We start from the raw sequence: 25553 nt of genomic DNA on the forward strand, positions 1-25553 counted from the left end.
CGGAGGGACGGCCAACCGCACTGTTCCCAGGAAGACAAGCGACCGCTTAGTATGCGACCCACTGCGGTACTGCCCGACTCTTCTGTGGAGGCCCCAATGCAGGCATGGCGCGTGCACCGGAACGGCGAGCCGAGCGAGGTGATGCAGCTCGACGAGACCGACCGGCCCGTGCCCGGCCCCGGGCAGTTGCTGCTGAGGGTGCGGGCCGCGAACGTCAACTTCCCGGACGCCCTCCTCTGCCGCGGCCACTACCAGGTGCGCCCGCCGCTCCCCTTCACCCCCGGCGTCGAGATCTGCGCCGAGACGGAGGACGGCCGCCGCGTGATCGCCACGCCCACCCTGCCGCACGGCGGACTCGCCGAGTACACCGTGGCCGACGAGGCCGCCGTGCTCCCCGCCCCCGAAACCCTCGACGACGCCGAGGCCGCCGCCCTGCACATCGGCTACCAGACCGGTTGGTTCGGCCTGCACCGCCGCGCCGGCCTGCGCGAGGGCGAGACCCTCCTCGTCCACGCCGCCGCCGGCGGGGTCGGCAGCGCCGCCGTCCAGCTCGGCAAGGCGGCCGGCGCCCGCGTCATCGGCGTCGTCGGCGGCGCAGCCAAGGCCGCCACCGCCCGCGCCCTCGGCTGCGACACCGTCGTCGACCGGCACGCCGACGACATCGTCGCCGCCGTCAAGGAGGCCACCGGCGGCCGCGGCGCCGACGTGGTCTACGACCCGGTCGGCGGCCCCGCCTACGCCGCCTCCGCCAAGTGCGTCGCCTTCGAGGGCCGGATCGTCGTCGTCGGCTTCGCCAGCGGCGACATCCCCGCCCCCGGCCTCAACCACGCCCTGGTCAAGAACTACGCGATCCTCGGCCTGCACTGGGGCCTGTACAACCAGAAGGACCCCGCCGCCGTCCGCGCGTGCCACGACACCCTCACCGACTACGCCGCGAAGGGCCTGATCAAGCCGCTCGTCAGCGAACGCGTCCCCTTCGCCGACGCCGCCTCCGCCGTCCAGCGCGTCGCCGACGGCACCACCACCGGCCGCCTCGTCGTCCTCCCCGGCGGCCCGGAAGGAGCCACCCGATGACCGTCACCGCAGCCGACCTGCGCGACCGGGTGCGCGGCCTCCTCGCCGCCCACCCGCCCGCCACCACCGACCGCGCCGACTTCCTGGGCGCCCGCTTCGACGCCGGCCTCGCCTGGGTCCACTACCCGCAGGGCCTCGGCGGCCTCGGCGCGGACCCCGCCCTCCAGGCCGTCGTCGACGTCGAACTCGCCGCCGCGGGCGCCCCCGACAACGACCCGCGCCGCATCGGCATCGGCCTCGGCATGGCCGCGCCGACGATCCTCGCGTACGGGACCGAGGAGCAGAAGCAGCGCTTCCTGCGCCCCCTGTGGACCGGCGAGGAGGTGTGGTGCCAGCTGTTCAGCGAGCCCGGCGCCGGCTCCGACCTGGCCGCCCTCGGCACCCGCGCCGTCCGCGACGGCGAGGGGGACTGGGTCGTCGACGGACAGAAGGTGTGGACGTCCAGCGCCCACCTCGCCCGCTGGGCCATCCTCATCGCCCGCACCGACCCCGACGCCCCCAAGCACCGCGGCATCACCTACTTCCTGTGCGACATGACCGACCCCGGCGTGGAGGTCAGGCCCCTGCGCCAGATCACCGGCGAGGCCGAGTTCAACGAGGTGTTCCTCACCGGCGTGCGCATCCCCGACAGCCACCGCCTCGGCGAGGTCGGCGACGGCTGGGCCGTCGCCCGCACCACGCTCATGAACGAGCGCGTCGCCATCGGCGGCGCCCGCATCCCCCGCGAGGGCGGCATGATCGGGCGCGCCGCCCGCACCTGGCGCGACCGCCCCGAGCTGCGCACCCACGACCTGCACCGGCGCCTCCTCGACCTGTGGGTGGACGCCGAGGTGGCCCGGCTGACCGGGGAGCGCCTGCGCCAGCAGCTCGCCACCGGCCGCCCCGGCCCCGAGGGCAGCGCCATGAAGCTCGCCTTCGCCCGCCTCAACCAGCAGATCAGCGGCCTGGAGGTGGAAATCCTCGCCCAGGACGGCCTGCTGTACGACGACTGGACGATGCGCCGCCCCGAGCTGGTCGACTTCACCGGCCGCGAGGCCGGCTACCGCTACCTGCGCTCGAAGGGCAACTCCATCGAGGGCGGCACGAGCGAAGTACTGCTGAACATCGTCGCCGAACGCGTCCTCGGGCTGCCCGCCGAGCCGCGCGACGACAAGGACGTCCCGTGGAAGGACCTCGCGCGATGACGGATCTGCTCTACTCCGAGGCCGAGTCGGACCTGCGGGCCGCCGTGCGCGCCCTGCTCGCCGACCGTGCCGACCCGGCTGCCCTGCCCGCCCGCCTGGAGGGGGCCGGCCCGTACGACGCGGAGCTGTGGAACGCCCTCGCCGGGGACATCGGCGCCGCCGGCCTCCTCGTCCCCGAGAAGCTCGGCGGCCAGGGCGCGAGCCACCGCGAGGCCGCCGTCGTCCTGGAGGAGCTGGGCCGCGCGGTGACCCCGCTGCCGTACCTCACCAGCTCCGTCGTCGCGACCGGGACGCTGCTCGCCCTCGGCCCGTCCGACCCGGCCGCGCCGCTCCTCGCCGACCTCGCCGCCGGACGCCGGACCGCCGTCCTCGCCGTCCCGCTCACCGCGGGCCCGGACACCCCCGTCCCCGCGGAGGGCGCGACCGCCGCCGTCGCGGACGCCGTCCTCGCCGACGTCCTCCTCGTCCCGCGCCCCGACGGCCTGTACGCCGTCGACGCCGCGGACGTCGCCGTCCGGCCGCAGACCCCGCTCGACCTGACCCGCCCCCTCGCCTCCGTCGAGGTCCTCCCCACCGCCTCCGGCACCCACCTCGCGGACGCCGACGCCTCCCGCGCGGCCGTCCGGGCCGGGCTGCTCGCCGGGGCCGGGCTGCTCGCCTCCGAACAGCTCGGGCTCGCCGAGTGGTGCCTGGAGGAGGCGGTGCGGCACACCCGGACGCGCCACCAGTTCAACCGGCCGATCGGCTCCTTCCAGGCGCTCAAGCACCGCATGGCCGAGCTGTGGCTGGAGGTCGCCGGAGCCCGCGCCGCCGCCCGGAACGCCGCCGACGCGCTCGCCGCGGACAGCCGCGAGGCGCCCCTCGCGGTGGCCGTCGCCCAGGCGTACTGCTCCCGCGTCGCCGTGCACGCGGCGGAGGAGTGCGTACAGCTGCACGGCGGCACCGGCATGACGTGGGAGCACCCGGCGCACCTCTACCTCAAGCGCGCCAAGGCCGACCAGCTCGCGTACGGGTCGGCCGGCCACCACAAGGACACCCTCGCGGCCCTCGTGGACCTCCCCGCCCCCACCCCGTAAGGGCCCTTGACGACACACCCCTGCGCGTGCTGTTTAATTGCGAGTCGTTCGCAACAACAGTTGATCTTCCACAAGGGGTGTGGCGCATGACCACCCGACCCGTCCGACCGATACGCGGCACGGCCGCCGCGGCCCTGGCCACAGCCCTGGCCCTCACCGCGGCGGCCTGCTCGAACCCGGGCGGCTCCGGCTCCGGCGGCTCCGCCGCGGGGGACGGCGTCGTCGTGGGCATCGCCTACGAGCCCGACACGCTCAGCCCCCTCCTCGGCTACGGCAAGGACGGCAATTCCAAGGTGTTCGACGGCCTCCTCGCCTTCGACGCCGACATGAAGCTCAAGCCCGCCCTCGCCGCCGCGCTGCCCGAGGTGAGCGCCGACGGCCTGACGTACACGTACCGGCTCCGCAAGGGCGTGAAGTTCAGCGACGGCGAGCCCTTCACCGCCGAGGACGTCGTCTTCACGTACCGCACCATCCTCGACAAGCGGACCAACAACCCGTCCAAGACGGAGCTGGACGCCCTCAAGGACGTCAAGGCGGTCGGCGACGACACCGTCGTCTTCACCCTCAAGTACCCCTACGCGGCCTTCGCCCAGCGCACCGTCCTCGCCATCGCCCCCGAGCACGTCGCGGCGAAGCAGGACGTGAACAGCGGCCCCTTCACCACCAAGCCCGTCGGCACCGGCCCGTACGTCCTCACCGACTGGTCCAAGGGCGAGAAGCTCACCTTCAAGGCCAACCCCGACTACTGGGGCGGCGCGCCCGAGGTGAAGAAGTTCACCATGGCGATCATCAAGGACGACGACGTCCGCGCCACCCGCCTCCGCTCCGGCGACCTCGACGGCGCGATCCTGCCCCCGAACCTCGCCAAGGGCTTCAAGGACGACAAGGCGAAGAAGACGTACGCGGCGACCAGCTACGACTACCGCCTGGTCACCCTGCCCACCCACAACGAGGTCACCGGCGACACCGCGATCCGCCGCGCCCTCGACGTCGCCGTCGACCGCCAGGCCATGGTCGACAAGATCCTCGAAGGCGCCGGGAAGCCCGCCTACGGCCCGGTGCCCACCGACAGCGAGTGGTTCACCAAGGGCACCGAACGCCCCCACGACCTCGACCGGGCGAAGAAGATCCTCGACGACGCCGGCTGGAAGCCCGGCCCCGACGGCATCCGCGTCAAGGACGGCGTCCGCGCCGCCTTCCCCCTGTGGTACGTCTCCGGCGACAAGCTCCGCCAGGAACACGCCCTCGCCTACGCCTCCGACGCCAAGAAGGCCGGCATCGACATCACGACCCAGGCCGGCACCTGGGAGGTCATCGAGCCGCGCATGAAGCACGACGCGGTCCTCGCCGGCGGCGGCTCGCCCGGCGACCCCGACTTCGACCAGTACCTGCTGCTCAATTCCTCCCTCGGCGGCGACGGCTTCAACAACATGGCCTGGTACGACAACCCCGCCGTCGACAAGGCCCTCGAAGACGGCCGCAGGACCGACGACAAGGCCGCCCGCAAGGCCGCGTACGACACCGTCCAGCGCGAACTGGTGAAGAACCCGGGCTACACCTTCCTCACCCACATCGACCACCTGTACGTGGTCGACGACGACTGGGACGGACTCTCCACCCAGGTCGAGCCGCACGACCACGGCCTCGCCGCGGGCCCCTGGTGGAACATCGAGAACTGGGCCCCCAAGAAGTGACCGTCAAGCAGGCCGGCCGTCGCCTCCCCTGGGGGGCGATGGCCCGGATGGCGGGGCGTCGGGCCCTGTTCGCCGTCCCCGTGCTCCTCCTGGTGACGTTCGGGGTCTTCGCCGTCGCCGCGGCGTCCCCCTTCGACCCCGTCAAGGCGTACGCCGGGACCGCCGGGCTCACCGCCTCGCAGGAGAACCTCGACCAGCTGCGCGCCAACCTGGGCGTCGACCAGCCGCTCGTCCCGCGCTGGTGGGGTTGGCTCACCTCGGCCCTCACCGGCGACCTCGGCGACTCCAGCGTCATGCGCCAGCCCGTCGCCGACGTCATCGCCGAACGCATCGGCTGGTCGGCGCTGCTCGCCGCCACCGCCTTCGCCGTCGCCATCCTGCTCGGCACGGCGCTGGGCGTGCTGGCCGCCCGCCGCCGCGGCGGCTGGCTCGACCGGAGCGTCAGCGCGGCCGCGTACACCCTGGAAGCCGCCCCCGCCTTCTGGCTCGGGCTGCTCGCCATCTGGTTCTTCGCCCTGGAGCTCGGCGTGCTGCCCGCCGGTGGCCTCACCGACACCGCCAGCGAGACCGTCACCTTCGGGCAGGTCGCCTCCCACCTGGTCCTGCCCGCCCTCGTCCTCGGCGTCTCCCAGTTGCCCTGGTTCTTCCTGTACGTGCGCCAGGGCGTCGCCGACGCGCTCGACGAGGACCCCGTGCGCGGTGCGCGCGCGCGTGGCCTGAACGAGCGCACCGTGCTCCTCGGGCACGCCCTGCGGTCCGGGATGCTCCCGATGCTCACCCTCATCGGCTCGCGCGTGCCCGAGCTCATCACGGGCGCCCTGCTCGTGGAGTCCGTCTTCAGCTGGCCCGGGATCGCGGCGGCCACCGTGCAGGCCGCCACGTCGGTGGACTTCCCGCTGCTCGCCGCGCTGACCGTGCTCGCCACGGCGGCCGTGCTGCTCGGCAACCTCCTGTCCGACCTGCTGTACGGACTGGCCGACCCGAGGGTGGGATTCGATGGCTGAGCTCGTGTGGAGGTCCCACGGACGGACCCGCCGCTCCACCCGCGCCGTCCGGGTCGCGGTCTCCGCCGTGATCGTCGCGGCCGTCGTCCTCGCCGTGCTCCTCGTACCGCCACTGGTCCGGCTCGACCAGCAGGCCGTCGACCTGGCGCTGAAACTCCGGCCCCCGTCGTTCGCGCACCCCTTCGGCACCGACGACGTCGGCCGCGACCTGCTGCTGCGCTGCGTCTACGGCCTGCGCGTCTCGCTCCTCGTCGGCCTGGTCGCGGCGCTCGTCGCCACCGTCATCGGTACGGCGGTGGGCGCGGTGGCCGCGGCCTTCGGCGGCTGGGTGGACCGGCTCGTGATGCGGCTGGTCGACACCTTCTCGTCCGTGCCGCACCTGCTGCTCGGCATCTTCGTCGTGGCGATGTTCCGCCCCGGCGTGTGGCCCGTCATCGTGTCCGTCGCGCTCACGCACTGGCTGTCCACCGCCCGGATCGTCCGCTCCGAGGTGCTGTCGCTGCGTTCCCGCCCGTACGTCGACGCGGCGATCTCCGGCGGCGCGTCCCGGTGGCGGGTGACCGTCCGCCACCTGCTTCCGGCGGTGCTGCCGCAGGCCGGTCTCGCGGCCGTCCTCATGGTGCCCCACGCCATGTGGCACGAGTCGGCGCTGTCGTTCCTCGGCCTGGGCCTGCCCCCCCACCAGGCGAGCCTCGGCAACCTGGTCCAGACGGCGCGCGGTTCGCTGCTCGCCGGCGACTGGTGGCCGACGCTCTTCCCCGGCCTGTTCCTGATCGTCCCGACGCTCGCCATCGCGGGCCTGGCCGGTGCCTGGCGGGAACGGATCAACCCGCGCCGTCGATCGGAGCTGATGCTGTGAGCACCGTCGTCCTCTCCGTACGGGAGATGTCCGTACGCTTCCGGATGCGCGGCGACCGCCACATCGCCGCCGTCAGCGGGGTGAGCTTCGACCTCGCGGCGGGGGAGTGCCTCGCCCTCGTCGGCGAGAGCGGCTGCGGCAAGTCGGTCCTCGCCTCCGCGCTGCTCGGCCTCCTGCCGGGCAACGCCCAGACCGCCGGCACGGCGGTGATCGACGGGGTCGACCTGCTGACCGCCGACGAGCGCACCCTCGCCCGTACGGTACGGGGGCGGCGCGTCGGGCTCGTCCCGCAGTCCCCGGCCGCCCACCTCACCCCCGTGCGGACCGTGCGCGCGCAGCTGGAGGAGACCCTGCGCGAACTGGTCGGCACCCCGCGGGCGGAGCTGCGCGCGGCCGCCGTCGCGGCGGCCGAACGGGCCTCGTTCCCCGCCGGGCTCCTCGACCACCACCCGCACGAGCTGTCGGGCGGCCAGGCGCAGCGGGCCGCCACCGCCCTCGCCCTCGTCGGGGACGCGCCGCTGCTGCTCGCGGACGAGCCGACCACCGGCCTCGACCGCGACCTGGTCGAGCGGACCGTCGACGAGCTGCGGCGCCACGCCGACGAGGGCCGGGCGCTGCTGCTGATCACCCACGACCTGGCGGCGGCCGCGCGGATCGCGGACCGGGTCGCCGTCATGTACGCGGGCCGGATCGTCGAAGTGGCCGCCGCCGACCGCTTCTTCGGCGCCGCCGGACCCCGCCACCCGTACGCGCGGGGCCTCCTCGCCGCCCTGCCGGAACGGGACTTCACCCCGATCCCCGGCATGCCCCCGGAGCTGGGCGCCCTGCCGGACGGCTGCGCCTTCGCCGCCCGCTGCGACCACCGTACGGACGCCTGCCGGACGCTGCCGCGGCTCACGGACGGCGTCGCCTGCCACCATCCCGTGCCGGACCGCGTCATGCCGGACCGCGCCGCGTCGGACGGCACCGCACCGGACCGTGCTGCGCTGGACGGCACCGCGCCGGACCACGCCGCGCCGAACCATCCCGCGCCGGACCGCGCCGTGCCGGACGACACCGCCGCCGAGGAGACCGCCCGTGCTTGAACTCGCCTCCCTCACCGCCGGGTACGACCGCCGCCACCCCGTCTTCCGGGACGTCTCGCTGACCGTCGCCCCCGGCGAGGCGGTCGGTCTGCTCGGCCCGAGCGGCTGCGGCAAGTCCACCCTCGCCCGCGTCGCCGCCCTGCTGCACCGCCCCGACGCGGGCCGCGTCACCGTCGACGGCCGCGCGGTGCGCGGCTGGCGCCACCGCGCGCCGCGCGAGCTGCGCACCGCGGTCGGCGTCGTCTTCCAGCAGCCCCGCCTCTCCGCCGACCCCCGGCTGCGCCTGCGCGACCTGATCGCCGAACCCCTGCGCGCCACCGGCCGCCGCGCCGAGGCCGCCGGACGCACCGCCGAACTCGCCCGCCGTGTCGGCCTCACCGACGACCTGCTGGCCCGCCGCCCCCACGAGGTCAGCGACGGGCAGCTCCAGCGCGCCTGCCTCGCCCGCGCCCTGGTGCTGCGCCCGCGCTGGCTGGTGTGCGACGAGATGACCGCCATGCTCGACGCGTCCACCACGGCCGCGCTGGTCGCCGCCGTCGAGGAGTACCGCCGCGAACACGGCGCCGGGCTCCTCGCCGTGGGCCACGACCGGGTCCTGCTGGACCGCTGGTGCGACCGGACCGTGCACTGGGCGTCGCTCACCGCGGCTCCGGTCTCGGATCCGGTTCCGGCCCCGGCTCCGGTTCCGGTGCCCGCGGAGGCGGGTGCGGCCACGGGGACGGGGGCCTGACGGCCGGTCGATTCGTACCCGTTCGGCCCACACGCCGTACGGCCGTCCGGCGCCGTCACTGGGCCAGACTGGCCGCCGAACGCCGCACGCCCCGTGCGGCACCGGGCCGAGGAGGACGACACATGGCCGTAACCGTCTCCGTCGTGTTGCTTCTGTTGATCCTGGCGGTGGTCTTCCTGCGCAACGGCGGCCTCAAGCTCTCCCACGCGCTGGTCTGCGCCCTGCTCGGCTTCTTCCTCGCCGGCACGAGCCTCGCCCCCACCATCTACAACGGGGTCTCCGCCACCGCCGACGCGGTCAGCAGCGTCCAGCCGTAGCACACCGCCCGCCCGTCCGCACGCGGAGGACCGGGCCTCACGGGCGGACGAACACGCCGATCCCGTTGGGGACGGACCGCTCGGCGCCGCCGCTGGGACGGTTCAGCACGCGTACGGCGGTGGCGCCGTTCACGCGGGCCACCAGCGTCGACGACCCGCCGCCGTCCAGGTTGACCCCGTCGGAGGCGCCCAGCTTCCGCAGCAGCGCCGCCAGTTCGGCGACCGTCAGCCCCGGGCGGTACTCCGGGCCGCCGTCCAGCGCGAGGAGCAGCAGCCGCCGCCCGCCGTCCGCGACCCCCGCCGCCGACCGCACCGCGGGGACCACCGCGTCCGTCCCCGCCAACGGCCGCCCGCCGCGCAGGACCGGGTACCCGCCCACCGCGAACCGGAAGGACACGTTCGGGTCCGTGCCGACCGGCACCAGCCGGTGCCGCACCGTCACCCGGTCGCCCACCGCCAGCCCCCGCAGCCACCGCGCGCCCGCCTCGCGGCCCACCAGGACCTGCGTGCCCGCCGCGATCGCCCCGGCCCCGGGCGCGCCCGCCACCGCGACGACCCGGCCGCCGCGCACCCTCACCTCGTACGTCTCCGAACTGCACGGCGCGCCCCGGTCGGTGTCCGTTCCGCACGTGGCCCGCAGCCGCGACACGGTGCCCCAGTCGCGGGTGAAGACGCCCACGGAGCCGACCGGCAGGGCGTACTGGTTGAGTCCGCCCAGCCGCAGCCGCCCGCTCGGCGCCCGCACCTCCCCGTCGAGCGCCAACTCGCCGAGACGCGCCCGCCCGCCGCCGTCGACCCCCAGCACCATGCGGGTGTTCGTGCCGGGCGGCAGCGCCGGGCCGAACCGCTGCCCGCGCGGCACCGCGGCCTTCAGCGCCCGCCCGCCGGCCACCGCCGGGCCGACCGGGGCACCCGTCGCGGGCACACCGGGGTGCTGGGCCTCCGACAGGTTGAAGAAGTCGCCGTTGACCCCCGCGACCGCGCCCGCGCGGTCCGCGAGCACCGACAGCGGCGACCGTGCCGCGACCACGCCCGGGTACAGCAGCCCCGCCGACACCCGCCGGTCACGCAGGTTCACCGACAGCAGGTGGACCCGGGCGGTGCCACGGGGCGAGGAGACGCCCAGTACCCGGTACCCCACCCCCGGCGCGACCGCCCGCGCCTGCGGCGCGACCACCGCGGTCGCCGTCCGTCCGGTCGCCCCGGCGGCGGGCGGCGTCGCGAGTCCCGCCCCGGCCAGCGCGCTCCCCAGCAGCGCGGCGAGCATCCCGGCCCGCCGCCACAGACCTCTCATGTCCACGAACCCCCCACGCGTCGGGACCACACCGGTCCGGGGAAAGCTGCCCCGCCGCGCACCACCGCGAACCGCCCTGCCGAGGACACGTCAGAAAACGGTCGGTGACGGGCGTTTCACCGATTATCCGGTAGCCGAACGATCCGCGGGAGGCGGGAGGTAGCCTGCCGTGCACCGCTTTCGGCGGGGGAACGCACGGGTCGGGGCACGTCGCCGCGCCCGGGGTGCCCCTGCCGGAAGGCCGCTCCCGGCCCGGCCCCTCGCCCCGGCCGCCCGCCGGACGCCCGGCGGCAGCCCCGAAAGGAACCCATGAGCAGCGCCCCGGACATCGACGTCCTCGTCCTCGGAGGCGCGGGTGTCGACACGATCGTGTACGTGCCCGAACTGCCGTTGCCCTTCGCCGACAGCTACACGATCCGGCCCGGCATCGAGACCCGGGCCGGCCAGACCGGCGACTTCGTCGCCCTCGGGCTGAGCGCGCTCGGGTTGCGCACCCACCACCTCGACATGCTCGGTGACGACCCCGAGGGCGACCTCGTCCGCGCCCTCCACCGCGACCACGGCATCCCCCTCACCGAGGTCCCGCAGCCCGCCGGCACCAAACGCGCCGTCAACCTCGTCGGCCCGGACGGGCGCAGGCTCTCCCTGTACGACGGGACGCGGGGCGGCGACGCGGACCGGCTGCCCGAGGACACCGTCCTCGCCCTCGCCTCCGCGAGCCGCCACGCCCACGTCTCGATCACCCAGCCGTGCGCCCTCGCCCTGCCCGTGCTGCGGTCGGCCGGGGTCACCGTCTCGACCGACCTGCACGACTGGGACGGCGAGAACCCGTACCACGCCTCGTTCGCCCACGCCGCGGACGTCGTCTTCCTCTCCGCCGCCGCCCTCGACGACCCCGAGCGGACCATGCGCGGCATCGTGGCGCACGGCCGGGCCCGGGAGGTCGTCGCCACGGCCGGGGCGGACGGCGCCTACCTGCTGGCGGACGGCGAACTGACCCGCGTGCCGGCCGTGGCGCCCCCTTCGCCGGTCGTGGACTCCAACGGCGCGGGCGACGCCTTCGCCGCCGCCTACCTGTTCGGCCGACTGACCGGGGAACCGCCGCGCAGGTCCGCCCTGTACGGGGCGGTCGCCGGCGCCCACGCCTGCACGGTGCCGTCGACCAGGACCGACGGCATCGGCCGCGCCGCGCTGCTCGCCCGCGTCGCCGGGCTGGACGCCGCCTCCTGACCCGAGGGCCGCCCGCCCCTGGCGCGCGCCGGGGACGGGCGGCCCGTTTCCCGCCGTACGGGGTCAGGTCGCCCCCGGGGCGAGGAAGCCCTGGTCCACCAGCCGCTTCGCGTTCGGCCGCCGGCCCGTGCCCGGGTCCGGAGGCGCCGGGTCCCACGTGATCTGCCGGCCGCCGCCCGGCCGCGCGCGGCGGGGCGCTCCTCGCGGACATCGGCGTCGGAGGGCGCCGATGTCCGCGGCGGGCGGGGCCGTCGCGGCCAGGGCCGGCACGGACGGGACGGCACGCAGACGGTTCACGTCGTGTCGCTCCTCGGAGGGGGAACGACCCTCGTGCAGAGCAGTGAAGCGAGCACGGTGGCGCGGCGGTTCTCGGGGGCGGCTCCGGCCGGGACCGCCGCGCGGGGTCACCGGCAGTGGGCGAAGTCCGTCGACACCCCGGGGATCCCGCCCCAGTTGCTGCCGCCGCGGACGTACACGGCGCTGATCCAGCCCTTCGGGCCGCCCGCGTCGACCAGTAGCCACCAGTCGTTCACGTACGCGCCGTCGCGCACGACGTCCCCGCGCTGCTGGCAGAACGCCGTGACGTCCATGCGGCTGACCTTGACGCTCCCGTACGTGGGGCACGAGAACAGGTTGCACGAGCGCATGTTCACGTCGGTGGCCCAGACGTACACGGTCGTCGCGTTCGCGGCGGCCTGCGCCGGGGCGGCGCCGACCAGGGACGCCGCGGCGCCCACGGCGGCGGCTCCGGTCACGGCCATGCGGCGCAGGCGGGTGGTTCGCTCGGTCATCGGTGGCTCCCTCGATCGCGCGCACCGCGCGGGTCTTCCCGGTGCTGTCGGGCGCGGGACGGAAGGCGGGGCGCCGCCGTATGACCGGACGCGGGCGACGTGCCCGGCTCCGCCGGGGGCGGGAGGGGCCGTTTTCGGGCGTGCCGCGCGTCGTCCCCGGACCGGCCGCCTCCGCCGGCGGCGCCGAACCGCCTCGTGGCCGAAGAACCCGCCCGCACCGCTCATACGGGAGCGCCGTCCGCCCCGTCATCCGGGCGAAGGACCCCGGACGACGATTGCGAGGTCACCCTCCCGGACGACGCGTACCCGGCACGCGCCGGCGTTCCCGGACCGGACTGCCCGACCGGCAGCCCGGTGATAGTCGTGCCCGAAGGCCCCCGCCGGTATCGTCTGCACCCGGTACGAGCGCCGTGGACCGGGGGACCATGCTGGAAGTACGCCTACTCGGCCCCGCCGAGGTGTGGGACGGGGACCGCAGGGTCCCCCTGAACGGCTCCAAGCCGACCGCGATACTCGCGGCGCTGGTCGTCCACGCGGGCGAAGTCCTGTCCGTCGACCGTCTGGTGGACCTCGTGTGGGAGGAGCAGGCCCCCGCCACCGCCCGGGCCCTCGTCGCCTCCCACGTCTCCGCGCTGCGCCGCGCCCTGGCCGGGGCCGACGGCGGCGACGCCGCGGTCCGCACGCGCTCCCCGGGCTACGTCGCAGAGCTGCCCCGCGACCGCGTCGACACCTATCTCTTCGAGCAGGCCCTGACGCTCGGCCGGCGCGCGGCCGCCCGCGGCGACCACGCCGGGGCCGCCGCGACCTTCCGGGACGCGCTGGCGCTGTGGCGCGGACCGGACGCGCTGGAGGGCCTCGGCCAGTCCTTCGCCCGGATCGAGGCCGCCCGCCTGGCCGAACTGCGCCGCGCCGGCCTGGAGGCCCGGTTCGCCGCGGAGCTGGCCCTCGGCGGCGGCGCGGAGATCGTCGCCGAGCTGTACGCGCACGTGGCCGCCGACCCGCTGCGGGAGCGGCTGCGCGGCCAGTTGATCACGGCACTGTCCCGCACCGGCCGCGTCCCCGACGCGCTGCGCGTCTACGAGGAAGGCCGCCGCCTCCTCCGGTCCGAACTGGGCATCGACCCAGGGCCCGAGCTGCGCGCCCTGTACCAGGCCCTGCTCACCGGCGACACGGCCGCACCGGGCGCCCCGGTGACCGCTCCCGCCGCCACGGTGCCACCGGCCCGCCCGCCCCGCGACGACCCCGCCCCGGCCTTCCCCCACCAGGCCGCCCGGACCGCCGGGCCCTCCGCTCCCGCCGGGCCCTCCGCTCCCGCCGGGCCCTCCGCTCCCGCCGGGCCCTCCGCTCCCGCCGGGTCTCCCGCTCCTGCCGGGCCCCCGATGCCGTGCCACCTGCCGCCCGACGTGGCGGACTTCGTCGGCCGGGAGGCGGAGATCGCCTGGGCGTCGGCCCTCCTCGGCGGCACCGGCGACCCCGCGCGCACCGCCTCCCCCGTCGGGGTGATCTCCGGCCGCTCCGGCGTCGGCAAGACCGCCCTCGCCGTCCACATCGGCCACCGGCTCGCCGCACGCTTCCCGGACGGGCAGCTCTTCCTCGACCTGCGCGCCTCCGACACCGCCCCCGTCCACACCGCCGACGCCCTCGCCCGCCTGCTGCGGGCCCTCGGCGTCGACCCGGACACCCTGGCCGGCGGCCCCGAGGAACTGGTCGGCGCGTACCGCACCCACATCGCGCGCCGCCGGGTGCTCCTCGTCCTCGACAACGCCGTCGGCGAGACCCACCTGCGCCCGCTGCTGCCGCCCGGCCCCGGCTCGGCCGTCCTGATCACCAGCCGCAGACGGCTCGTCGCCCTCGAAGGAGCCGCCCACCTGGACCTGGCGGCCCCCGCGCAGGACGAGGCGCTGGCGCTCCTGGCCAAGGTCGCCGGGGAGGGGAGGACCGGCACCGAACCGGACAGGACCGCCGAGATCGTCGCCCTGTGCGGCCGTCTGCCCCTCGCCGTGCGCATCGCCGGCGCCCGGCTCGCGGCCCGTCCGCACTGGACGGCCGCCCGACTCGCCACCCGGCTGCGCGACGAGCGGCGCCGCCTCGACGAACTCCAGGCCGGCGACCTCGAAGTGCGCGCCAGCCTCGAACTCGGCTACGCCGAACTGGAGGAGCGGCAGCGCAGGGCCCTGCGCAGACTGGCCCTGATGGAACTGCCGGACTTCGCCGCCTGGGTGGCGGCGCCCCTCCTCGACGTCGTCCCCGAGGACGCGGAGGAGGCCGTCGAGACGCTGGTGGACTGCCACTTCGTGGAGCTGGTCGGCGTCGACGGGACCGGCCAGACCCGCTACCGCATCCACGACCTGGCCCGGGAACACGCCCGTGAGCGGTGCCTGGCCGACGAGACCGCCGAGGAGCGCGCGGCGGCCGTGGAGCGCCTCGTCGCCTGGTGGCTCGCCCTGGGCCGCGCCGCCGCCGCACGCGGCCCCGGCGGAGCGGCCCGGCTGCTGCCCGACCGGCGCCCCGCCCCCCTGGTCGACCCGCTCCTCGCCGAGGAACTGCTGTCCACCCCCGCCGCCTGGTTCGCCGCCGAACAGCCCTGCCTGGTCGCCGCCGTCACCCACTGCGCGGACCACGGCCTGCCCCGCGCGGCCCGTGATCTGGCGGCCGTCCTGATAGCGAGCTCGGCGGCGCTGTACAACCAGTTCGACGCCTGGTCCCGGTCGCACACCGACGCCCTGGCGGCCGTCCGCCGCAGCGGCGACGCCGAGGGCGAGGCGTGGCTCCTCCACGGCCTCGGCCGGCTCCGCCTCGAACAGGACCGCTTCGACGACGCCTTCGCGTACTTCCAGGACGCCCTGCGCCTGTTCGACGAGACCGGCGTGGCGCGCGGCCGCGCCGACGCCCTCGCCGGGATGGGCTACGTCCGCCGCGAGCAGGGCCGCTTCACGGAGGCCCTGGAACTGCTGGAGGACGCGGCCGCCGCGTACGGGGACACCGCCGACGGCGCCGCTCCCGCCCTCGCCCACGTCTGGTACGGCATCGGGGCCGTCCACCGCGACCGCGGCGACCACACCGCGGCCTGGGAGACCCTCACCCGGGCCCTGCGGACGTACCGGGCGGCGGGGGACCGGCACGGCGAGGGACTGACCCTGCGCTCGCTCGCGCTGTGCCACCGGGCCCGCGGCGAACTCGCCGACGCCGAACGGCTGCTGTGCGACGCCCTGCGCCTCTTCGAGGAGACCGGCGACACCTTCGGCGAGATGTACACCAGCCAATCCCTGGCCAAGGTCCGGCTGCGCCAGGGCCTCGTACGGGAGGCGCGGGAGCGGCTCGAACGGTGCCTGGAGGTCACCCGTGAGCGCCGGGACCTCTTCGGTGAGGCGCTCGTCCTGCGCTCCCTCGGCGAGGCCCGGATCGCCGCCCGCGACTGGGACGGCGCGACGCGCGAACTGGAGCGGGCGCTCACCCTGTGGGACCGGATGGGCCTGCCCCTGTGGCGGGCCCGTACGGTGAGGGACCTGGGCACCGCGGCGGCCGGCCGCGGCGACGCGGCAGCCGCGGAGGCGGCGTGGGCCGAGGCGCAGGCGGTCTTCCGCGAACTCGGCAGCAGGGAGGCGCACGAGCCCCCGCGGCGGCCCTGACCCGCCCGCCGGGGCCCCGGCACCGGCCCTGCAAGACGGCGGCAGCCGTTCCGCAGCGCTCCTGCAGAAGATCTGCAGGGCTTCTGCAGGCACCCCGGACATGCTCGGAGCGTGACCGACATCATCCTGCTCTCCGACCGGAGGGTCGCCGGGACCCGCGTGGCCGACACCGGCGAACCCCTCGTCGACCTGCGCGCCACGGACGGGCTGCTCGTCGACCCCCGGCAGGCCGACGACGACGGCTCGTACGCCCACGTCCGCGCCGACGTCGCCCGCAGGCTGCTCCTCGCCCAGCGGTCGCTCCCCGCCGGGATCCGGCTCCTCGTCGTGGAGGGGTTCCGCCCGCCCGCGCTGCAGCGCCGCTACTACGAGGAGTACGCGGCGGTCATGCGGGCCGAGCACCCCGGCGCCCCGCCAGCCCGGATACGCGAACTGACCAGCGCGTACATCTCCCCGCCCGAGGTCGCCCCGCACGTCAGCGGCGGCGCCGTGGACCTCACCCTGTGCACCGACGACGGCGCCGAACTGCCGCTCGGCACCGAGGTGAACGCCACACCGGAGGAGAGCGGCGGACGCTGCCGCACCGCCGCCCCCGGCATCACGGCGGAGGCCCGGGCCAACCGGGACCTCATGGGCCGGGCCCTGACCGCCGCCGGGTTCGTCAACTACCCGACCGAGTGGTGGCACTGGTCGTACGGGGACCGGTACTGGGCCCTGCTCAGCGGCCGGCCCACCGCCCCCTACGGGCCCGCCGAGCCGCCCCGCACCACCTGACCGCCCGTCCGCCGGCAGCCGTCCGTCCGCCCCTACGCATCGACCACCGGGTGAGCGGCGGCGCCCCGGCACCCACCGCGCCGACACCGCACCACAGACCGAACGGGGGAAACACATGCACACCGACCACACGAGCACCACGAGGCCCACTGGCACCGACCACACCACCACCCTCCCCACCACCGTCGTCGACGCCGCCGGTACCGCCGGTACCGCCGACACCGCCGAGCGGTGCGCGCCCGGACCCGCCGCCCGTGCCGACCGGATGAGCCCCGACGAGTTCGACGCGCAGTTCACCACCGCCATGCCCCGGCTGCGCCGCCGGCTCCTCGCGATGACCGGCAACCCGCACGACGCCGACGACCTCCTCCAGGAGACGTACCTGCGGCTCTCCCACCGCGCCCGCGCCCGGACCCTGGCGCGTCAGCGCCACCCGTACGCCTACACGTGCGCCGCCGCGACGAACCTGCTGCGCGACTCCTGGCTGCACCCCTCCCGGCGGGAGCGCTGCACCGACCGGCTGCCCGAGGAGAGCTGGGACGGCGGACTCGCCCGCCGGGAGGCCGAGGCGGCCACCGTCGACCTGCTGAGCGGGCTCTCCCCGAAGGAGGCCGCCGCCGTCATCCTCGTCGACCTGGAGGGCCTCACCCACGACCTGGCCGCCGAACGGCTCGGCGCCCACCGCGGCACCGTGCAGCGCAACCGGATGCGCGGACTCGCCAAAATCCGTGCCGCACTCGCCTCATACGAGACGGCGCCCCGCCCCGTCTCCCCGACGAAGACCCGCGGCGGTGCGGCGCGCACACCCGCCACCGCCCCGCGCACCGCGGCGGCCTGACCACCCGGCACCACCGCACCGGCACCACCGCACCCGGAACGGCCGCCCCCGGGCGGCACCTGAAACAGGGGGAACCAGCACTGATGCGTCGCACGCACCGCACACTCGTCTCGGCAGTCGGGAGCGTCCTCCTCGCGACCGCCCTGGCCACCACCGCGGCGGGCCCCGCCACCGCCGCCCCGCACACGGGGGAGACCTCCGACTGCCGCCCGCTGGCGAGCGCGTCCGCCCAGGCGGCGGCCATCGTCAACGCCGCCTGCTCCCAGATCGGCGTGCCCTACTCCTGGGGCGGCGGCTCGATCCACGGCCCGACGTACGGGCAGGACTACCCCGGCGGCGGGCCGGGCGCCCACGACAGCCAGGTCAAGGGCTTCGACTGCTCGCACCTCGTGCAGTACGCGGCCTGGCAGGGCGCGGGCATCCTGCTCCCCGAGGGTTCCTGGAACCAGGCCCGGTACGGCGGCGCCACGGCCCGCTTCACCCGGGACCAGGGGCTCGGCCCGCTCCACCCCGGCGACCTGCTGCTGTGGGGCTCCGACCCGGGCAACCCGGGCTCCGTCCACCACATCGCCGTCTACCTCGGCAACGGCAAGATGGTCGAGGCCCGCGAGTCCGGCACGCTCGTGATGGTCAGCGACGTACGGCTGAACGCCCAGTACGCGGGCGCCCTGCGCATCGCCGGCGCGGCGACGCAGCCCCCGGCCGGCACCAAGCGCTTCATGACCTGGGGAACCGACGTCGGCCTGCGCCCCGAGCCGGGCACCGGCAAACCGCCCGTGACCCGGCTTCCCGGCCCGACCCCCGTGGACGTGCTGTGCCAGGCGCGCGGCCAGATGGTCCACGCCGAGGGCTACAGCAACGACGCCTGGTCCTACCTGCCCGCCCACAAGGCGTGGATCTCCAACATCTACATCGACGACCCGGCCGCCTGGCTGCCCGGCGTCCCCGCGTGCTGAGCGCGCCCGGCACCCCCACCGTGTTCCGCAACCACCCCCCAAGGAGAGGTCCCATGCAGCTGAAGACGCGCACCAAGTCCCTCGGCGTCCTCGCGGCCGCCGCCGCGGTGGCCGCGCTGGTCCCGTTCACGGCGGTCGCGGCCGAGTCCGCCCCCGCCGGGGCGACCGGCTACGCGGGCGCCTGCCCCGCGGCCGGCCGGGTCACCCAGGGCTACCACTCCGGCCACGACGGGGTCGACATCGCCAACGCCCTGTACACGCCGATCTACTCCACCGGCCCCGGCACGGTCATCGCCTCCGGCACCGCCAGCGGCTACGGCCAGTGGATCCGCATCCGCCACGACGACGGCACGGTCACCGAGTACGGCCACATGAAGGAGCGGCTCGTCTTCGTCAACAACCGCGTCAACGCCGGCACGCTGATCGCCAAGATGGGCAGCGAAGGCCAGTCCACCGGATCCCACCTGCACTTCGAGGCGCACAGCTCCACGTCGAGCACCCGGGGCATGGACCCGTTCGCGTACCTTTCCGCGCGCGGCGTGAGCCTGCCCTGCACACCGGGCGGCGGCGGGGGCACCCCCGCCACCAACTTCACCACCTGGGGGACGGGCGTCAACGTCCGTGCCGACGCCCGGCTGAGCGCCGCCGTCGTGCGCACCCTGAGCGGCCCGACCCCGGTGTACGTCGAGTGCCAGAAGCACGGCGACACGGTCAACGCCGAGGGCTACACCAACAGCGCCTGGTCGTACATCCCCGGCCTGGGCGGCTACGTCTCCAACATCTACATCGACCACCCGGACGCCTGGCTGCCCGGGGTCCGCACGTGCTGACCGGTCTTCGCGCCGGTACGAGGGCGGTGGCGGCGGTCGCGCTGGCCTGCGCCGCCGTCCTCGCCCCCGGCGCCACCGCTCCCGCGCACGCCGCGGACTCGGCGCCCTGCACGCCGTACCCGGGCTACCCCGGCCAGTACAAGTGCCCGATGTGGGGCACGGACGTCAACTTCCGGACGGAGCCCCGCGCGGACGCACCCGTCGCCGCCACCTCGCCCGACAGCGGGTTCATCCGCGCCGTCTGCCAGGTCAGGGGCGGCCGCGCGACGTACGGGCCGTACTGGCACACCTGGTGGATCAAGACCCCCGCGACGGGGATGGTCCCCCCGCTGTACATGAGCGAGATCTTCCTCACCGGCGGCGGGAACGACGAACCGGACACGGGCCTCCCCGTGTGCTGACACCGCCCACCACCACGGGGACGCCCCCGGCACCGCGAACGGGCCGGGGGCGTCCCCGTGCGCGCGGCGAACGTCCCGGACGCCTCATACGGAAGGTGTCGCGGCCCCGTCGAACGGGTGACGGGCCATCGAACCCCTGCCCCGACCGCTGGAGGAGAGACCATGAAGAGGAAGACCACCAGGACCGCCGCCGCTCTGTGCGGCGCCGCGGCCATCCTGGGAGCGCTCGCGACGACCGCCGCGGCCGCCCCCACCCAACAGCCCGCGCCCGCGGTGTTCACCACCTGGGCGACGGACGTCAACGCCCGCGTCGACGTCGACGGTTCGACCGGCTTCCGCTGCCCCGAGCACCCCTCGCCCGCCACCTGCCCCAAGGTGACCGGCCGGTCCCAGCCCGGCGACCGGCTGGAGGTGCTCTGCCAGACCCGGGGCGAGACGGTCGGCGGCAACCCGTACTGGGTGTACGTGCAGAACACCACCCGCGGCTTCCACGGCTGGACCGCCAGCTACTACATCGCCCACCCGGACAACTGGCTGCCGGGCGTGCACCAGTGCTACGGGCCGTGACCCACCCGCCCCTCCCCGCGCCACGTCCGCCCCTCGACCCCTGGAGGCCGTACGCCATGGCTCCCCACCGCTCCCTGCTCTGCGTCCTGACGGGCACGCTCCCCCTGGCCCTGGCGGCGGTGCTGTCCTCCGCCACGGCCGCCACCGCCACCCCCGGCTCCGCGCCGAACGCGGCGCCCCCGCCGGCCCGTGTCGCCTCGGCCCAGGTACCGCCCGGGGTCACCGCCGGTGTCGCCGTCTTCGACCGGCAGACCGGCGCCTTCACCGAACAGGTCAACTCCGCCGTCCCGTTCCGGTCGGCGTCCGTGGTGAAGATCCTCATCGCCCTGGACCTCGTCTGGGACCGGGGCCCCGACACCCTCTCGGCCGCCGACCGGTCCCGCGTCGACGCCATGCTGCGCGGCAGCGACGACAGCGCGGCGAGCCACTTCTGGGCCAACCGCGGGCAGGGCGCCCTGATCGACCGGATGGTCGCCCGCCTCGGCCTGCTCGACACCGCGCGGCCCCCGGCGACCCACCCCGGCTACTGGGGCTACACGGCCCTGTCGGCCCGCGACACGGTCACCGTCTACCGCTACCTGCTGGACACCGCCCCGCCGGCCGTCCGCGACTACGTCATGGGCAACCTGCGGCAGTCGACCCGCTGCGCCACCGACGGCTACGACCAGCACTTCGGCATCGCCGGCGCCTTCAACCGGCCCTGGGCGGTGAAGCAGGGCTGGTCCGGCTTCAGCTCCGGCGGCTGCACGACCACGGCCGCCGCCGGCACCGCGACCGCCGCCGGCACCACGGCGTCCGGCGGCACCACGGAGGGTACGCGCGCCGCCGGCGCCACCGCTGCCGCCGCCGTCGACCTGGCCCGCCCGGCACTGCACACCACGGGTGTCGTGGGCGCGGGCGACCGGTCCGTCGTCGCCGTCCTCACCCTCCATCCGCAGGGCACGCCGTACGGCAAGGCGTACACCGACGTGGGCCGCCTCACCCGCTCGCTGAACGTGCCCGGCGCCACCCGGCCCGCCGGCACCTGGATCGGCACGTGGGGGAGCGGGGTACGGGTCCGCGCCCAGGCCACCACCGCGTCGTCGGCGCTGACGACGCTCCCGGCCGGCGCGGAGGTCCTGGTCTCCTGCCAGACGCGGGGCCAGCAGGTCAGCGTCCCGCCGTACGTCAACGACTGGTGGGCCTATCTGCCGCAGTACCGCGGCTACATGACCAACATCTACCTGAGCTCCCCGGACAACCAGGTTCCCGGCGTCCCGGTCTGCTGACCTGGGGCGGGGCCGATCGCCGCGGCGGGACGGACGCACCCGCCCGGCCGCGGCGGGCGGCGGTCCGGGCCCCGCGGCCCGAGGCCCCCCGGAGGCGCAGCCGTCCGGAGACCCCGGAGGCGCTGCCGGGGCGGCCCCGCCGCAGCCGTCCCGGGCGGGACACTCCGCCCGCCCCGGCGGTGCCCGGGAACCCGGTCGGGGTTTGTGGCGTTCCGTCACCCTTCGCAAAAGTGTCCCGTTTGCCTCACCGTTGTCGGGATCCCTAGGGTGCTGACCCGCTGGGACCTGGTCGTCCTGGATCCGGAAACGGTGTGCGGGGCGGTGGGAAGGCCCCGCGGAGGAGGGAGCCATGGCGGAGGGCGAGCGGCCCCGGCAGGGGACGCCGGCGCAGCGTCTGGGCGGTGCCCTGCGGGCGCTCCAGCAGCGCTCGGGGCGGACGTTGCGCTCCCTGGAACGGGAGGTGCTGATCAGCGACTCGTCGCTGTCGCGGTACTTCCGGGGGAGCACCGTCCCGCCCTGGTCCACGGTCAGGGACCTGTGCCGGGCGCTGGGCGCCGACCCGGCCGAGTACCGGGCGCTGTGGGAGGAGGCCGACCGCGGCCAGACCCGGCCGGAGGGGACGGTGGGCACTGTCCCCGGCGCGCCCGCCACCGCCGTCCCGCCCGGAGCCGGCCCCGCCGCCCCCACCGGCGGACCGGGCGGCGGGACACGGCGGTGGCTCCCCGCCGCCCGCGTCCGGCTGCCGCACGGCTGGGTGCGGGCGGCGGCGGGCGCGGTCCTCGGCGTCGTCCTCGGCGCCCTGCTGATGTACCTCGTCGCCCCCCACGCCCCCGCCCCGGCGGCCGGGTCACCGGCGGCGGAGGCGGCGGGCGGGGACGGCGGGAACACACCGGGCGCGACGGCGGCGCGCGTCCGGCGCGTCTTCGTCAGCCGGCAGACGGGCCGCTGCCTCGACGACAGCCTCGACGAACGGCTGCGCACCTACAAGTGCAACGGCATGAGCTACCAGTGGTGGACCGCGCACCCCCTCGCCGGCGGCTCCCACCGGCTGTCGAACCACGCCACGGGACGGTGCCTGGAGGACACCGCCGCCGGGCTGCGCGCCGCGCGCTGCGGCCCGGACGGCGCCCGGGCCCAGGCGTGGGCCCTGACGGTCCGGGGCGACGAGTCCGTCGAGGTGCGGAGCAGGACGACGGGGGAGTGCCTGGACGACAGCGGCGCCGGGCTGCGGACGCTCCGCTGCGACCGGACCGACCGTCAGAAGTGGGGCTGACCGCCCCGCGGGCGGCCGTCAGCCCACCTCGACGCAGTCGAGTTCGGCGTACCGGTCGCCCTTCGCCAGGCGGATCGTGTTCCACCCCGCGCGCAGCACCACCGGCCGCTCCACGGTCCGCCAGTCGTCCCAGCCCGTGTACGGGTAGGGGACGACGCCCACGTCGGAGCCGTTGACGTACAGGTCGTGCGTCGCGGACGCAGGGGCGCCGGAGGCGTCCAGGGAGCCGTTGCCGTACCGCACGGCCAGGGTGTGCGCCCCGGCCGACGCGGCGAACACCCGGAACTCCACGTGGCTGTCGTCGTGGTCGACGTACCCGACCGCCCGCCCGCCGAGCGCCCCCGCCGCGTCCCGCACGACGGCGCGGTGCACCACGGCGTCCTCCGCCTGGTGCCGCACCCGGCTGCCCCGCACGACGGGCCGGCCGTCCGCGAAACCCAGGTCGGCGGTGTACAGGAAGCGGCGCGCCCGGTCGGCGTCCCAGCCGTGGAAGACGATCCGGTCGCGTCCGTCCGGGCCCGTCACCACGTCCTGCCCGCCCGGGCCGCGCACGGCGCCCGCGAACGACCCGGTGCTCATGAGCGGTTCGGCGGCCTTCGCGTACGGGCCGGTGAGCCGGTCCGCCACGGCGTAGCCCGTCGCGTAGCCGTTGTCGCCGTAGTGGCCGGCCGAGTAGAACAACACGTACCGGCCGGCCCGCTTGACGAGCGTCGGCGCCTCGACGACCTGCCCCTCCCAGGGCAGGTCCTGCCGGAGCAGCCGGACGGCCGGCCCGGTCGTGCGGGTGCCGTCCGCGGAGACGGGCTGGAGGTGCAGCCACGTGTCGAGCCGGCAGCAGTTGCCGTCGCTCTTCCACAGCACGTACCGCCGCCCGTCCTCGGTGTAGGACGCGGCGTCGATGGCGCCGCCCTCCGCCGTCGGGCACACCAGCGGGCCGTCGCCCACGGGACGGAACGGCCCGTCCGGCGAGTCCGCGAGGGCGGCGCCGACGCACTGCCTGCCGCTGGCCCGGTGGTGGGCGGTGTAGTGCAGGGTGAACCCCGCGCCGTTGTCGAACACCTCCGGCGCCCACACCCGCGCCGGCGTCTCCGCCACCCAGGCGCCGGGCACCGGCAGCGCGTCCTTCCCCACGACCGTCCAGTGGGCCAGGTCCCGTGACGTGGCGTGCTGGAGGTGCGCGCCGTTCCCGCTGGTGGCGTACGCGTGGTACGTGTCGCCGACCTTCACGACGTCCGGGTCGGGGAAGTCCACCCCCAGCGCCGGCCCTCCGGCGACGGCGCCCGCCGGGGACGCCGGGGCCAGGCCCGCCGCGGTCAGCAGGGCGGCCAGCACGGCCGGCAGGAGACGGCCTCGGCGGGGCCCGGATCGGTACGGCATGCGGCACTCCTCCACGGTCACCGTCCTTCGTCCACTCGCCGTGACGAACGAAGGGCGGCACCGGGGGTTGCGCGACCGCGCCGTTCCGTCAGGCCGACGCCATCCGTGCGCGGTGGTGCCAGGACGGCCGCCGGCGGGGACCCGCCCGTGCCGTCGCGGCCGAAGCGACAGGCCGAAGCGGCGGGCTCATGCCGAGCGGGACAGCTCCTCCGCCCGTACGGGACCGGCGAACGGCAGTCCCCGCCCGTACCGTTCCAGCTCGTCCAGCGCCGCGTGCGCCATCCGGCCCAGCTCGTTGCCGAGCGAACCGGCCACGTGCGGGGTCAGCAGCACGTTCGGCAGGTCGTACAGCGGGGAGCCGGCCGGCAGCACCTCCGGCTCCGTCACGTCCAGCACGGCGTTCAGCCGCCCCGACACCAGCTCCGCCGTCAGCGCCCCCGTGTCCACCAGCGAGCCGCGTGCCGTGTTGACCAGGGTCGCCCCGTCCGGCAGCAGCGCGAGCCGCGCGCGGTCGAACAGGTGTCGCGTCGCGGGGAGTTCCGGCGCGTGGAGCGTCACCACGTCGCTGGAGCGCGCCAACTCGTCCAGGGGCACTGGCCGGACGCCGAGCCGGGCGGCCTCCCCCTCCGTCACGTACGGGTCGTGCAGCAGCACCAGCAGGTCGAACGGGCGCAGCAGTTCGATCACCCGCCGGCCGATCCGGGACGCCCCGACGACGCCGACGGTACGGCGGTAGTTGCCGGCCCCGGCGAGCAGGGCCAGCGGGTCGAGCCGGCCGCGCCGCTCCCGGTAGGCGCGCTGCGCGTCGAGCACCCGCTTCCCGGTGAACAGGATCGCGGCGACCGTGTACTCGGCGACGGGCAGGGCGTTGGCCGCGGCGGCCGACGCGACGGTGAGCCCGCGCTCCCAGCAGGCGTCGGTGACGTGGTGCTTCACCGAACCCGCGGCGTGCACGACCGTGCGCAGCCGGGGCATCCGCTCCAGCGCGGCCGCCGTCAGCGGCGGACAGCCCCAGCCGGTGAGCAGCGCCTCGGCTCCGGCGAGGGCAACGGCGTGCTCCGCGGCGGCGAAGTCCGCCACCACGACGGCCGGGTCGGTCTCGGCGACGGCGGCGAGCCGGTCCAGCGCCGCCGCGTCGAACAGCGCGTCCCGGACCCGCGGTTCCATGGCGAGGACGGTCCGGGGCCGCCGGAGGGGAGAGGGGGTGGTCATGCGGCGGCTCCCGTGGTCGGCGTGGGCCCGCTCCTGCGGCGGTGACGCGTCCCAGTGGAGCAGACCCTGGCCCCACCGGGCACGGCGACG

At 75.9% G+C, this 25553-nt stretch carries 24 protein-coding genes; 19 read left to right on the forward strand and 5 right to left on the reverse strand.

Annotated features, from left to right (window positions below; all coding sequences use genetic code 11):
* Positions 1–96 precede the first annotated feature (96 nt).
* The 9 genes from AC07D6_RS23815 (at position 97) to AC07D6_RS23855 (ending at position 9023) form a co-directional block, all read left to right on the forward strand.
* Positions 97–1074 carry an NADPH:quinone oxidoreductase family protein gene (locus AC07D6_RS23815; protein WP_479047431.1) on the forward strand — a complete coding sequence of 326 codons (978 nt, stop codon included), beginning with the start codon at positions 97–99 and terminating at the stop codon, positions 1072–1074.
* Positions 1071–2258: an acyl-CoA dehydrogenase family protein gene (locus AC07D6_RS23820; protein ID WP_479047434.1), complete on the forward strand. Its 1188-nt coding sequence runs from the start codon at positions 1071–1073 to the stop codon at positions 2256–2258. Before AC07D6_RS23815 ends, AC07D6_RS23820 begins: the two co-directional genes overlap by 4 nt.
* Complete coding sequence (locus AC07D6_RS23825) at positions 2255–3334, forward strand: acyl-CoA dehydrogenase family protein (protein WP_479047437.1); 1080 nt, start codon at positions 2255–2257, stop codon at positions 3332–3334. The genes AC07D6_RS23820 and AC07D6_RS23825 overlap by 4 nt, the downstream gene beginning before the upstream one ends.
* Positions 3335–3420: 86 nt before the next feature.
* Positions 3421–5028 (forward strand): ABC transporter substrate-binding protein, encoded by a 1608-nt coding sequence (locus tag AC07D6_RS23830; RefSeq protein ID WP_479047440.1) that lies wholly within the window; start codon positions 3421–3423, stop codon positions 5026–5028.
* A gap of 38 nt (positions 5029–5066) precedes the next feature.
* Complete coding sequence (locus AC07D6_RS23835) at positions 5067–6032, forward strand: ABC transporter permease (RefSeq protein ID WP_315880201.1); 966 nt, start codon at positions 5067–5069, stop codon at positions 6030–6032.
* Entirely contained in the window at positions 6025–6891 is an 867-nt protein-coding gene (locus AC07D6_RS23840) for an ABC transporter permease (protein WP_315880179.1), read from the forward strand. The genes AC07D6_RS23835 and AC07D6_RS23840 overlap by 8 nt, the downstream gene beginning before the upstream one ends.
* On the forward strand, positions 6888–7976 hold the full coding sequence (locus tag AC07D6_RS23845; RefSeq protein ID WP_479047445.1) for an ABC transporter ATP-binding protein: 1089 nt from the start codon (positions 6888–6890) through the stop codon (positions 7974–7976). The genes AC07D6_RS23840 and AC07D6_RS23845 overlap by 4 nt, the downstream gene beginning before the upstream one ends.
* Positions 7969–8706 carry an ABC transporter ATP-binding protein gene (locus AC07D6_RS23850; protein WP_315880181.1) on the forward strand — a complete coding sequence of 246 codons (738 nt, stop codon included), beginning with the start codon at positions 7969–7971 and terminating at the stop codon, positions 8704–8706. Before AC07D6_RS23845 ends, AC07D6_RS23850 begins: the two co-directional genes overlap by 8 nt.
* Before the next feature lie 122 nt (positions 8707–8828).
* Positions 8829–9023, forward strand: coding sequence for a hypothetical protein (locus AC07D6_RS23855; RefSeq protein WP_315880182.1), 195 nt, complete (start codon positions 8829–8831; stop codon positions 9021–9023).
* Positions 9024–9060: 37 nt separating this feature from the next.
* Here AC07D6_RS23855 and AC07D6_RS23860 read toward each other — a convergent pair whose 3' ends face one another.
* Positions 9061–10317: a phosphodiester glycosidase family protein gene (locus tag AC07D6_RS23860; protein WP_479047653.1), complete on the reverse strand. Its 1257-nt coding sequence runs from the start codon at positions 10315–10317 to the stop codon at positions 9061–9063.
* Positions 10318–10626: 309 nt separating this feature from the next.
* Between AC07D6_RS23860 and AC07D6_RS23865 the strand changes: the two genes are divergently transcribed.
* The gene (locus tag AC07D6_RS23865) at positions 10627–11547 is read left to right on the forward strand and encodes an adenosine kinase (RefSeq protein ID WP_479047449.1); all 921 of its coding nucleotides are present in this window, start codon (positions 10627–10629) and stop codon (positions 11545–11547) included.
* Positions 11548–11610: 63 nt separating this feature from the next.
* On the opposite strand, the gene AC07D6_RS23870 is transcribed toward AC07D6_RS23865, so the two are convergent.
* Together AC07D6_RS23870 and AC07D6_RS23875 are read right to left on the reverse strand one after the other, a co-directional pair.
* Entirely contained in the window at positions 11611–11844 is a 234-nt protein-coding gene (locus AC07D6_RS23870; protein WP_479047451.1) for a hypothetical protein, read from the reverse strand.
* A gap of 107 nt (positions 11845–11951) precedes the next feature.
* A complete protein-coding gene (locus AC07D6_RS23875) occupies positions 11952–12338 on the reverse strand; it encodes a peptidase M23 (RefSeq protein ID WP_479047454.1) in 387 nt (128 codons plus the stop codon).
* Positions 12339–12763: 425 nt separating this feature from the next.
* Between AC07D6_RS23875 and AC07D6_RS23880 the strand changes: the two genes are divergently transcribed.
* The 9 genes from AC07D6_RS23880 (at position 12764) to AC07D6_RS23920 (ending at position 22874) form a co-directional block, all read left to right on the forward strand.
* On the forward strand, positions 12764–15967 hold the full coding sequence (locus tag AC07D6_RS23880; RefSeq protein ID WP_479047457.1) for an AfsR/SARP family transcriptional regulator: 3204 nt from the start codon (positions 12764–12766) through the stop codon (positions 15965–15967).
* 111 nt (positions 15968–16078) lie between these two features.
* Positions 16079–16741, forward strand: a complete 663-nt coding sequence (locus tag AC07D6_RS23885) for a M15 family metallopeptidase (protein ID WP_479047460.1) — start codon at positions 16079–16081, stop codon at positions 16739–16741.
* A gap of 115 nt (positions 16742–16856) precedes the next feature.
* A complete protein-coding gene (locus AC07D6_RS23890) occupies positions 16857–17579 on the forward strand; it encodes an RNA polymerase sigma factor (RefSeq protein WP_479047463.1) in 723 nt (240 codons plus the stop codon).
* 83 nt (positions 17580–17662) lie between these two features.
* A complete protein-coding gene (locus tag AC07D6_RS23895) occupies positions 17663–18535 on the forward strand; it encodes an NlpC/P60 family protein (RefSeq protein ID WP_479047466.1) in 873 nt (290 codons plus the stop codon).
* A 53-nt stretch (positions 18536–18588) separates the two neighbouring features.
* Complete coding sequence (locus tag AC07D6_RS23900) at positions 18589–19365, forward strand: M23 family metallopeptidase (RefSeq protein WP_479047469.1); 777 nt, start codon at positions 18589–18591, stop codon at positions 19363–19365.
* Entirely contained in the window at positions 19359–19766 is a 408-nt protein-coding gene (locus AC07D6_RS23905; protein WP_315880191.1) for a hypothetical protein, read from the forward strand. Before AC07D6_RS23900 ends, AC07D6_RS23905 begins: the two co-directional genes overlap by 7 nt.
* Positions 19767–19928: 162 nt before the next feature.
* Entirely contained in the window at positions 19929–20333 is a 405-nt protein-coding gene (locus tag AC07D6_RS23910) for a hypothetical protein (RefSeq protein WP_479047472.1), read from the forward strand.
* A gap of 56 nt (positions 20334–20389) precedes the next feature.
* A complete protein-coding gene (locus AC07D6_RS23915; protein ID WP_479047475.1) occupies positions 20390–21601 on the forward strand; it encodes a serine hydrolase in 1212 nt (403 codons plus the stop codon).
* A gap of 349 nt (positions 21602–21950) precedes the next feature.
* On the forward strand, positions 21951–22874 hold the full coding sequence (locus tag AC07D6_RS23920; protein ID WP_479047478.1) for a helix-turn-helix domain-containing protein: 924 nt from the start codon (positions 21951–21953) through the stop codon (positions 22872–22874).
* 18 nt (positions 22875–22892) lie between these two features.
* On the opposite strand, the gene AC07D6_RS23925 is transcribed toward AC07D6_RS23920, so the two are convergent.
* Positions 22893–24251, reverse strand: a complete 1359-nt coding sequence (locus AC07D6_RS23925) for a family 43 glycosylhydrolase (protein ID WP_479047481.1) — start codon at positions 24249–24251, stop codon at positions 22893–22895.
* 186 nt (positions 24252–24437) lie between these two features.
* Positions 24438–25463: a hydroxyacid dehydrogenase gene (locus AC07D6_RS23930; RefSeq protein ID WP_479047484.1), complete on the reverse strand. Its 1026-nt coding sequence runs from the start codon at positions 25461–25463 to the stop codon at positions 24438–24440.
* Positions 25464–25553: the final 90 nt, after the last annotated feature.

This window comes from Streptomyces sp. NPDC045287, assembly GCF_056432325.1.

Bases quoted from the DNA above. Each gene is read 5' to 3' on its own strand.
- AC07D6_RS23910 (WP_479047472.1), top strand. From the start codon at position 19,929: ATGAAGAGGAAGACCACCAGGACCGCCGCCGCTCTGTGCGGCGCCGCG.
- AC07D6_RS23825 (WP_479047437.1), top strand. From the start codon at position 2,255: ATGACGGATCTGCTCTACTCCGAGGCCGAGTCGGACCTGCGGGCCGCC.
- AC07D6_RS23815 (WP_479047431.1), top strand. From the start codon at position 97: ATGCAGGCATGGCGCGTGCACCGGAACGGCGAGCCGAGCGAGGTGATG.
- AC07D6_RS23865 (WP_479047449.1), top strand. From the start codon at position 10,627: ATGAGCAGCGCCCCGGACATCGACGTCCTCGTCCTCGGAGGCGCGGGT.
- AC07D6_RS23820 (WP_479047434.1), top strand. From the start codon at position 1,071: ATGACCGTCACCGCAGCCGACCTGCGCGACCGGGTGCGCGGCCTCCTC.
- AC07D6_RS23895 (WP_479047466.1), top strand. From the start codon at position 17,663: ATGCGTCGCACGCACCGCACACTCGTCTCGGCAGTCGGGAGCGTCCTC.
- AC07D6_RS23835 (WP_315880201.1), top strand. From the start codon at position 5,067: ATGGCCCGGATGGCGGGGCGTCGGGCCCTGTTCGCCGTCCCCGTGCTC.
- AC07D6_RS23915 (WP_479047475.1), top strand. From the start codon at position 20,390: ATGGCTCCCCACCGCTCCCTGCTCTGCGTCCTGACGGGCACGCTCCCC.
- AC07D6_RS23925 (WP_479047481.1), bottom strand. From the start codon at position 24,251: ATGCCGTACCGATCCGGGCCCCGCCGAGGCCGTCTCCTGCCGGCCGTG.
- AC07D6_RS23930 (WP_479047484.1), bottom strand. From the start codon at position 25,463: ATGACCACCCCCTCTCCCCTCCGGCGGCCCCGGACCGTCCTCGCCATG.
- AC07D6_RS23900 (WP_479047469.1), top strand. From the start codon at position 18,589: ATGCAGCTGAAGACGCGCACCAAGTCCCTCGGCGTCCTCGCGGCCGCC.
- AC07D6_RS23860 (WP_479047653.1), bottom strand. From the start codon at position 10,317: ATGAGAGGTCTGTGGCGGCGGGCCGGGATGCTCGCCGCGCTGCTGGGG.
- AC07D6_RS23875 (WP_479047454.1), bottom strand. From the start codon at position 12,338: ATGACCGAGCGAACCACCCGCCTGCGCCGCATGGCCGTGACCGGAGCC.
- AC07D6_RS23830 (WP_479047440.1), top strand. From the start codon at position 3,421: ATGACCACCCGACCCGTCCGACCGATACGCGGCACGGCCGCCGCGGCC.
- AC07D6_RS23840 (WP_315880179.1), top strand. From the start codon at position 6,025: ATGGCTGAGCTCGTGTGGAGGTCCCACGGACGGACCCGCCGCTCCACC.
- AC07D6_RS23855 (WP_315880182.1), top strand. From the start codon at position 8,829: ATGGCCGTAACCGTCTCCGTCGTGTTGCTTCTGTTGATCCTGGCGGTG.
- AC07D6_RS23920 (WP_479047478.1), top strand. From the start codon at position 21,951: ATGGCGGAGGGCGAGCGGCCCCGGCAGGGGACGCCGGCGCAGCGTCTG.
- AC07D6_RS23890 (WP_479047463.1), top strand. From the start codon at position 16,857: ATGCACACCGACCACACGAGCACCACGAGGCCCACTGGCACCGACCAC.
- AC07D6_RS23880 (WP_479047457.1), top strand. From the start codon at position 12,764: ATGCTGGAAGTACGCCTACTCGGCCCCGCCGAGGTGTGGGACGGGGAC.